At 44.4% G+C, this 7,575-nt stretch carries 5 protein-coding genes; all 5 read right to left on the bottom strand.

Features of this window, described 5'->3' with window-relative positions:
* Positions 1–126 precede the first annotated feature (126 nt).
* Positions 127–1,080 carry a DNA ligase gene (locus WA381_RS17625; RefSeq protein ID WP_156085944.1) on the bottom strand — a complete coding sequence of 318 codons (954 nt, stop codon included), beginning with the start codon at positions 1,078–1,080 and terminating at the stop codon, positions 127–129.
* A 145-nt stretch (positions 1,081–1,225) separates the two neighbouring features.
* On the bottom strand, positions 1,226–1,510 hold the full coding sequence (locus tag WA381_RS17620; RefSeq protein ID WP_075175989.1) for a DNA ligase: 285 nt from the start codon (positions 1,508–1,510) through the stop codon (positions 1,226–1,228).
* A 132-nt stretch (positions 1,511–1,642) separates the two neighbouring features.
* Positions 1,643–2,698 (bottom strand): alpha/beta hydrolase, encoded by a 1,056-nt coding sequence (locus WA381_RS17615; protein WP_336182969.1) that lies wholly within the window; start codon positions 2,696–2,698, stop codon positions 1,643–1,645.
* A gap of 131 nt (positions 2,699–2,829) precedes the next feature.
* Positions 2,830–4,542 (bottom strand): ATP-binding protein, encoded by a 1,713-nt coding sequence (locus tag WA381_RS17610; RefSeq protein ID WP_156085942.1) that lies wholly within the window; start codon positions 4,540–4,542, stop codon positions 2,830–2,832.
* 208 nt (positions 4,543–4,750) lie between these two features.
* Positions 4,751–7,561: a bifunctional aconitate hydratase 2/2-methylisocitrate dehydratase gene (locus WA381_RS17605; protein WP_014978342.1), complete on the bottom strand. Its 2,811-nt coding sequence runs from the start codon at positions 7,559–7,561 to the stop codon at positions 4,751–4,753.
* Between the last annotated feature and the right edge of the window lie 14 nt (positions 7,562–7,575).

Genomic DNA, 7,575 nt, shown 5'->3' with positions numbered 1-7,575 from the left:
ATATGGCAGCAATGAATCACGTTATTAAATCAACACGGTGTCTTGCAATCGGAGAGGGTCCATATATGGTATAACAACAGTAAGTGAGAGGCAGTTCATTGTGACTATACTGGCAGTAAGTACGTGTTAATGGGGCAAGTCTGTCTGAGGTCTGGTGCGAAGATAGCTTGCAAACTTTGGCTTTCCATTTTTGGTTAAGCCGTAGTACTTAAAAGTTACCCAGCTACCGATAGCGGGCGGAGATTGGCGCTCATTTTCTGAAAAGCCCGTTCCTAATTTAAATTGAATGCCTTCTCGCGTTTCTACAAGAAGCGAGCCCATCATTCCCTTAAATCGTCCTTTTCCCGGAAGCAATGCCAGTACTTTCCCTTCTGCATCTTCAAAGCGTTTTACTTTGAGCAACATGTCACTTCGCCCGGATGTGTACAGCGCTTGTTCATGATGAAGCATTAACCCTTCTCCGCCTTCCTGGGTTACTTGCTCCAGCTTTTCATCAAGTGAAGCAATAGACGTAAGCTTAAATTGAGGGATAACTGCAAATGTTGGATTAGGTGTAGATTTACTTAGGCTGTTAAGCATGTTGAGTCGCCGACCAAAGGGCTCACCCGTCATAGGCATGTCAAAGGCCATAAATCTAACTTTGGCCCAGCGTTTTGCAGATAGAGAATTGGCTGCGGCAATAGTGTCTGCTGAAGACACTTTGCTAGATGAAGCGTTAGCGACAGAATGCGGCTCGATGTTTGTCAGCGTTGAAAGCACAATAGAAGCTGTACGTTCAAACTCCCCTCTTCCTATCCAAAGTTCGCCGTCAATAGTGGTTTCTGGCCAGTTAGCGGTGAACCATGTTGGCGCGAATATCTTGTTCCCATTGCGGGTAAGTAATTCAGTACCGTTCCATCTTGCGCGAATACCGTCTAGCTTCTCACTAACCCAATAGTCAGCTACGTTGATATCAGTGCGACTTTGATCGTATTGCTTAGCAAGCTGCAGCCCTTCGACAGTATCGAGCATGTGATTAGCATTAACGTTAGCTATGGCGGTGATTGAAAGTACATATACAGCAGTCAAAAAATTTCGCATCGGCTCTTCCTATAACGTGTTAACCTTTGCTTGCTTTTATGCTTTTAATAGAGAAGCAAAAACAAAGAAGGCAGAGTAAATTACTCTGCCTTCTTTGCTTTTATAACTGTACGTAGGAAGGTTTTTTCGCTTAATCGAAGCTGATCTAGTCGGTAATAATATCAATAACTGAGATCAGCACGTCTTCAGCAAACGCTTCACCTGCCGTTCTTTCTTTATCACGTCGCAGTTTGTAAGTTTCCAAGCAAGCATTTAGCTGCTCGTCGGCGGTGTAAACCCCATGAACATCTGCGTTATTAGCTTGCTCAATACAGCGATCGGTTTGGCCTGTCGTGACGGTACTGCACCCGCTCGTTCCCAAGGTGATTCCAACCATAAAAACCGCAGTGGCGATCCAAGTTACGTGTTTAAATGTGCTTTTATGGTTCAAGATAACTTAATCCTTCAATAAAGACTGCAAGCGTTTTTGTCTATTAACATAAACCTGATGGCCATCGTGCTCAGACGTGGAAAGTGCTAAAGCTTGGTTCACGCTTTCCAGCGCTTTTTTGTACTCGCCCATCTACTCATAGCCATAAGCTAAGCCATTATATGCGTCTGGCGTTTGAGGATACTCAGCAATATCGTATTTAAACAAGGCGATAGCTTTGTCGTAGTTTTGCTTACCCACATAGTGATAACCTAACTCGCGAATAACCCATTCCGGCGCGTCGAGTTTCTCGCCTCGCTGCTTTGAAACACGGGCGTAATAGTCTTTAATACTTTTAATATCTCCACTGAACTGCTGCGGCCTTAAATAAGCTGATAAGAACAAATGATGGTAAGCGCTGAAAGTTGACGCAGCTGAGACCAGATTGTGCGTAACCCCCTCATAGGCTTCGTTCTCCCATCTTAATCCGGCAGGATGGTTTGCCCGCATTCCAGAAATCATATCGTTATAATACGGGCGCATGGGCGCGCCTTCATTGCCGATAGACGTGTAAATGAAGTGGTCTAAATGATTGGCAGATTTTAAGAATGCAACCGTACTTTTTGCAGATGCGCCATAGTTCCACCACACCGCAGCACTGTAAGTCAGCGCGGCGTTAAAAAGCTCAGGCTTCTGGGTAAGTGCGTACAACGCGAATACACCTCCGGCTGATGCACCCTCTATCACTCGAAAGTCATGCACGCGATATTTCTTCTCTACCAACGGCATAAGCTCAGTGGTTATAAAGGAAAGAAAGTTCGCACCGCCACCGCCATAGCCTACAGGCCCATTTGGATCTTCATTTGCTGTGGGATATAGATCGCGAAGTCGGTCGGTATTTTCAATGGCGACTATAATGACTTCCGGTGCAGCATTCTGAGATTGCAGCGATTCTAGCACTGCATTCATCATAGTAAGATTTCCCGCACCATCTAGACGATAAATAACGGGGTATTTCTTGTCGGGGTTTTCGGCGTAGCCTTTTGGAAGCTGAACAACCACTTCTCGTTGCTCGTTTAGCACTTTAGATTGGAGTTTCTCTACCTTCAATTCGTAACGCTGGCTGTCGCTGCCTGTTTCGCTGTTAGCCGGAAGGCTCGTGAAAGCAAGAAATAGCAGGGTAATTATAATATGTATTTGTGACTTCAAACTTAAATCCTTTTATAAGACGCTTTGCTTTTCGCAGTAATACTATTTACTTGATTGGGCCAAGCGAACTTTTATTATTATCTATTGTATAACAGGGGTTTACTCGGATTAATGACAATTTCATAGCCACATTACTCTGTATATTCACCTTTAGCAATACAGGAACTTTCTGTAGACATTTCTCCGCCCAAATATTTAGTTAGCACAGCGTGTAGTTCCGTTTTATTGACTGGTTTTGTGAGATATCCATTCATCCCGGATGCTAACGCGTTATCTATTTCTTCGGCAACCACCGCAGCAGTGAACGCGATAATAGGAATAGTAATGTTAGCTTTTCGCAACGCTAAAACGGCTTCAGAGCCGTTCATTTCAGGCATGTGTAAATCCATCAATATAAGGTCGAAATGCTGCTTTAGTGTAATCTCTACTGCTTCTTTACCGTCATTAGCAAGCGCAACTTTTAATCCTGTGTCTTCTAACAAGGATTTTGCTACGACCTGGTTAATGTCGTTATCTTCTGCCACCAAAACAGTAAGGTTTGAGAACGACGGTGTGCTTTCCTGTTCTTTAGCGCCAATTACACTATCTGCAATTTCAAACGGTAGCTCGAAATAAAACTCACTCCCCTGACCTACCGCGCTTTTCAGATAAACCGTGCCGCCCATAGCTTCAACCAAGCTTTTTACTATCTGTAAACCAAGTCCCGTTCCCCCGTGCATTCGATTAATGCTGCTGTTGGCTTGGGTAAATGCATCGAATACGCGCTCTTGTTCAGAAGCATCAATCCCGTCCCCCGTATCCTTAACTGAAAATCTAACAAATTGATGGGTCTTTGACGCTTCACCTTTCGATAGCCCTAAAGTGACACTGCCCTGATGCGTAAACTTTATCGCGTTGCTCACTAGGTTGTTTAACACTTGAGAAAGGCGCGTTGCGTCCCCTACAACACAAGTATTTAATGTTTTATCTACTTCTATTCTCAGTGAAATACCTTTGTTCTGCGCCAATTGTGCATAAAACGCCACACAATCTTTGGCAGTACTTTTTAGGTCAAAGGGAATAATCTCCAGCGCAAGTTTTCCCGCATTCAGTTTGGAGAGATCTAATATGTCGTTCAAAATGCGGTTTAGCGAGAGTCCTGAACGCTGAATCTTCTCTAGGTTAGGCCGTGCACTTTCCGAAATATCATGAGAAAGCACTACATCGGTCAATCCCAAAATACCGTTTAATGGCGTGCGAATCTCGTGTGACATAGTGGCGAGGAATCGTGATTGTGCAGCCGACGCTTGCTTTTCGCTTGCAAGTGCCCTGTTTAGCTCAAGAGTTTTGTTTTTACTCTCTACAAGGGCTTTCTCTAATTGGCTCGCTAGAGCATAGATAAGAAGGGACACAACAAGGTTGGTCACACAAAGCCTTAGCCAAAGGCCCTTGTCATAATCCCCTTCGTAAAGCGGCACAAGAAAAGTACAGCATGCGAGTACTACCATTGCACTTATTCGCCAACCATTAGAAAGCAATAAAATGGGAAAAATAGTAGCAATTGGAACTAAGGTCGCGGGCATGAGCCCATTACTTATTACAAGGTAAGGCGCGACGGGAATGGTGAGTATTGCCCACAATTTCGCCAAAGGATCTTTATAGTTAGAAAAGGTAATTCCCGCTACCGAAATTGCACACCAAGACAGGCCGAAAAATACTGCCACATACACATTTTGGGGTTGGGCTATGACAATTACCGCTAAGATGAGTAAAGAAAAAACCAGCAGAATTTTGAAACCAGCTTTTTGCAAGGCCGATGTGACTTCGCCAAATGATTCAGGCTTTGTAGAGTACTGCTTTGGCATTAGAGTTCTAAGTATTATTAAATGACTAATAACTCAGTATAAGTACCAAACAACAACTCTGCATAAAAATAATGGGGTCAGAGTACTTTTCTAGCTGTTTACCGCTAGCTCTATAACCGTACTAATGTACTCTGACCCCATTATTTCGGGTACAAAAAAACCCCAACCGAGGTTGGGGCTTTTAAATGCGTTTGAAAGCGTTAAGTGCTTATACGCGCTTAACGGCTACATCTGCTTCGAACTTAGGCTTAACTGCCAAGTCTTCAGAAGGTGGAGCAAACTTAGTTAGGTCAATGCCTGCAACTGCTTGCTTGTACTCTTCTGTCGTTGGGAAACGACCAAGAACCGTTGAAAGTACTACTAGCGGCGTAGAGCCTAGTAGTGATTCACCTTTCTTCTCAGCAGAATCAGCTACAACACGACCTTGGAAAAGACGTGTAGATGTCGCGATAACTGTGTCGCCTGGCTCAGCCTTTTCTTGGTTACCCATACATAGGTTACATCCAGGACGCTCTAGGTAAAGAATGTTGTCGTACTTAGTACGCGCCGCTTCTTTAGGTTTAGCATCATCGAACTGGAAGCCTGCATATTTCGCTAGAACGTCCCAATCGCCTTCCGCTTTTAGCTCGTCAACGATGTTATATGTAGGTGGAGCTACAACTAGTGGTGCTTTGAATTCAACAGAACCGTTAAGCTTTTCTAGGTTACGCAGCATTTGTGCGATGATTTGCATGTCGCCTTTGTGCACCATACAAGAACCAACGAAACCTAGGTCTACTGGCTTACCATCGTAGTAAGAAACTGGACGGATAACGTCGTGGGTATAACGCTTAGATACGTCTTCGTTGTTTACGTCTGGGTCAGCAATCATTGGCTCGTCGATTTGATCAAGATCGATAACCACTTCTGCGTAGTACTTAGCGTTGTCATCTGGCGCAAGCGCTGGCTCTTCACCAGACTTGATTTCAGCAATACGCTTATCAGCTAGGTCAATTAGGCCTTGAAGCATGTTCGCTTCGTTGTCCATGCCCTTGTCGATCATGATTTGGATACGGCTCTTAGCAAGTTCAAGCGACGCAATCATTGTCTCGTCATTTGAGATACAGATTGATGCTTTCGCCTTCATTTCTGCAGACCAGTCAGTGAATGTGAATGCTTGGTCAGCCAATAGAGTACCGATTTGAACTTCAATTACACGACCTTGGAACACGTTCTCGCCAGAGAATTGCTTAAGCATTTGCGCTTGAGTCGCGTGAACCACGTCACGGAAGTCCATGTGCTCTTTCATGCTACCTTTAAAAGTAACTTTCACAGACTCAGGGATTGGCATTGCCGCTTCACCCGTTGCAAGTGCTAGTGCTACCGTACCTGAGTCGGCACCGAATGCTACACCTTTAGACATACGCGTGTGCGAGTCACCACCGATGATAATGGCACGATCGTCTACTGTAATGTCGTTAAGCACTTTGTGAATAACGTCAGTCATTGCATGGTAAACGCCTTTAGGATCACGTGCAGTGATTACACCAAAGTTGTTCATGAACGACATAAGCTTAGGAATGTTAGCTTGTGCTTTTTTGTCCCATACTGATGCCGTGTGACAACCAGACTGGTAAGCACCATCTACAACAGGAGAAATCGTTGAAGCGGCCATTGACTCAAGCTCTTGGCACGTCATTGGGCCAGTCGTATCCTGAGAACCTACAATGTTTACTTTAACGCGTACGTCAGAACCAGCGTGAAGCGGAGCATCTGAATTTACGCCAACTGCATTACGGTTAAAGATTTTTTCAACCGCTGTTAGGCCTTGGCCTTCGTGAGACACTTCTTTCGACGCTGCATATACGGCTGGCGCTTTTGTACCTAGAGTACGTGCTGCGAAAGACTGTAGCTGCTTACCGAATACAACTGCGTAAGAACCACCGGCTTTCATGAACTCCATTTTTTGAGGAGTAAATGATGCAGATACGTCAGCAAGTTCTTCTGAACCGTTGTAAAGCTTCTTCGCCTTAGTATCGATAGTTAGTACAGTACCTGTTGCTACTGAGTACGCTTCTTCAAGTACTGGGTCACCGTTTGCATCGCGAACAATTTCACCGTTTTCATCAGTTTTCTTAACCCAGTTCTTAAGGTCAAGACCAATACCACCGGTTACGTCAACGGTAGTAAGGAAGATTGGCGCAATACCGTTAGTACCAGCAACAATTGGCGCTTTGTTTACAAATGGAATGTAAGGACTTGTTGGCTCACCTGCCCATAGTGCAACGTTGTTAACGCCAGACATACGAGATGAACCTACACCCATTGTGCCTTTTTCAGCGATAAGCATCACTTTAGCATTCGGGTGCTTCTTACCAAGTTCAACAATTTCTTGCTGCGCTTCAGGAGAGATCATGCACTGGCCGTGAAGTTCACGGTCGGCACGTGAGTGCGCTTGGTTACCTGGAGAAAGAAGGTCAGTTGAAATATCACCTTCAGCGGCGATGTAAGTCACAACTTCAATTTTCTCTGGAACCTCAGGAAGCTTGGTAAAGAATTCAGCTTTTGCGTAGCTTTCTAGTACGTCTTTAGCAATAGCATTGCCAGCTTTGAATGCATTTTCAAGACGCTCAGTGTCAGCTTCGTATAGATAAACTTGAGTCTTCAATACTTCTGCCGCAGGCTTAGCAACCGCTTCGTCATCAGAAAGTGCTAGGTCTAGTAGTACTTCTACAGACGGACCACCTTTCATGTGTGAAAGTAGTTCAAGCGCAAACTCAGGGGTAATTTCTTCTACTTTTTCTTCGCCAAGTACAATTTCTTTTAGGAATTGTGCTTTAACACCCGCCGCAGGTGTAGTACCTGGAAGCGTGTTATAGATAAAGAATTTTAGAGAGTCTTCGCGATGCTCGTTTGTTGTATCTTTAATTTGAGCAATAATTTCAGACAGCAGATCTGCACTGTCGATTGGCTTAGGGTTAAGACCTAGTTCCGTTTTACGGGTTTCGATCTCTGCCAGATATTCTGAATACAAACTCATATAGTTCTCTCGGT

It is taken from the genome of Alteromonas sp. CH_MED4-4, from assembly GCF_037029575.1.
GTDB lineage: Bacteria > Pseudomonadota > Gammaproteobacteria > Enterobacterales > Alteromonadaceae > Alteromonas > Alteromonas macleodii.
This window is presented reverse-complemented; position numbering and strand designations above follow the sequence as displayed.

Coding starts and splice junctions, on each gene's coding strand:
- WA381_RS17625 (WP_156085944.1), bottom strand. CDS start 1,080: ATGCGAAATTTTTTGACTGCTGTATATGTACTTTCAATCACCGCCATA.
- WA381_RS17610 (WP_156085942.1), bottom strand. CDS start 4,542: ATGCCAAAGCAGTACTCTACAAAGCCTGAATCATTTGGCGAAGTCACA.
- WA381_RS17605 (WP_014978342.1), bottom strand. CDS start 7,561: ATGAGTTTGTATTCAGAATATCTGGCAGAGATCGAAACCCGTAAAACG.